We start from the raw sequence: 1,856 nt of genomic DNA, 5'->3' as shown, positions 1-1,856 counted from the left end.
TCGCGCCCCTCCAGCCCGGCCGCCTGGCTCACCCGACTCTCTGCCCTCTGCATCGCCGCCCTGATCGCGCTGCCCCTGGCCTACCTGTTCGAAGGGGCGACACGCATCGGCCTGGGGGTCGACATCGTCCGTGCCGGCACGGTCGCCACGGCGACCCTTCCCTCTCCTGGCCGGCTGTCCGCGAACGCGAGCCTGGCGTTCCTGCTCAGCGGCATCGGCTTCTGGCTGAACAGGCAACCCTCCACCAGGCCTCGCCAGCTCGTCTTCCTGGCGCTGTCCCTGGCCGTTTTCATCATCGGCCTGGCCGGACTGGTCGGTCACTTCGTGGGCCTGGAGACGCTGTACTGGGTGGCGAGCTTCAACCGGATCCTGCCGGTCACCGCGCTCGGACTCTCGGTCGTCGGCTCCGGCCTGTGGATGCTCCACGGAGCCTCCCAGGCGCTTGAACCCAAGGTGTTGCAAAGGACCGAGCAGCGCATCAAGCGGCGCTCGATCGCGGTCATCACGCTGGTCGCCCTGGCGGGGGGCGTGGCGGGTTTCGGGGTCATGCGCGACACCTTCGAGCGCTCGGTCGCAAAAGACATGCTGCTCATCGCCGAGACGAACGCCACATCGCTGGCCCACACCATCGAGGTGAGCCTGTGGTTCCCGAGAACCGTGGCGACGCGGCCGGCCGCGCGCCAGGCCCTGGACAGGCTGAGCACGGCACCCGACGACGCGGTGGCCAAGGAGTTCCTGCAGCGGGTTGCCGACAGCGTCCTGACCACCGACCTGACCGGTGTGGAGATCTACGCCGCGAATGCCACGTGCGTGGCGCAGGCGGGCTCCATGACATCGGCGAAGACGCAAGTCATCCAGCGCCTGTCGACCACGGGGTCGACGACCTCCCTGGCCTGGCGGGAGGGGTACCTGCTCTTCACGTCAACCGACGTCCGCGTCGGGGAGCGCACCGTCGGACGCGTGCTCACCGAGCAGCGCATGCCGCTGTTCGATCGTCTGCTGGCGGACATCCGAGCGTCCCGCGACACATCCGACGTGGCGATCTGCGGCCGCGACCAGGACAGGCTGGTCTGTGCGCCGAACCGGTTCAGGCCGTCCGGGTTCGAACTGCCGATGTTCGACGCGGCCGGCAGTCCCACCCTTCCGGTGGCAAGAGCCGTGCTCGGCGAACAGGGCGTGCAGTTCCTCGACGACCAGCGCGGCAACCCTGTCCTCTCGGCCTTCGCGCCGATCAAGGATTTCGGGCTCGGGTTCGCGGTGCGAACCGATGTCGAGACGCTCTATGCGCCGATGAGGTCACGCCTCAACCTTCTTGCGTTGGCGCTTGTCGGCATCGTCGCGCTGGCCATCTATGTCCAGCACAGCGAAGTGAGGCCGGTGCTCAGGCAATTGGTTGCGAGCGTCTCGGCTGCCGAGGCCGCGGAACAGGCGGTCCGTGCGAGCGAGCACCGGCTGCGCATGGTGACCGATCACCTGCCGGCACTGATCTCCTACCTCGACTGCGACCTGCGCTTTCGCTTCGTCAACCGGACGTACCAGCAATGGTTTGGCGATGCAGCGGCGCCGCAGATCGGGGCGAGCGTGCGGGAGTTCTATGGCGAGCAGGCCTGGGTGGAGGTCGAGCCCCGGCTGCGGGAAGCCCTGGGAGGCCACGAGGTTGCGTACGACCGGGAAATGGTGCGCCCCGAAGGTCGTCGCCATGTGCAGGTCACGGCCGTTCCCGATCGCGACGAGCAGGGCAAGGTCGTCGGGCTGTATACCCTCGTCGCCGACGTCACCTCGTACCGCGAAGCGCAGCGAGCGCTCCAGGAGAGCGAGGCGCGTCTGCGCACGGTGGCCGATGCGCTGCCGATGCG

1 protein-coding gene is annotated in these 1,856 nt (G+C 68.4%); it reads left to right on the top strand.

Annotation, left to right across the window (positions count from 1 at the left end):
• The coding region (locus AC1DXV_RS34230) for a PAS domain-containing protein (protein WP_477937996.1) at window positions 1-1,856 on the top strand (1,856 nt) is incomplete at both ends.

It is taken from the genome of Rhizobacter sp. P3_C12 (assembly GCF_056402735.1).
Note: the sequence above shows the minus strand (reverse complement) of the source record. Positions and strands in the feature narration are given on the sequence as shown.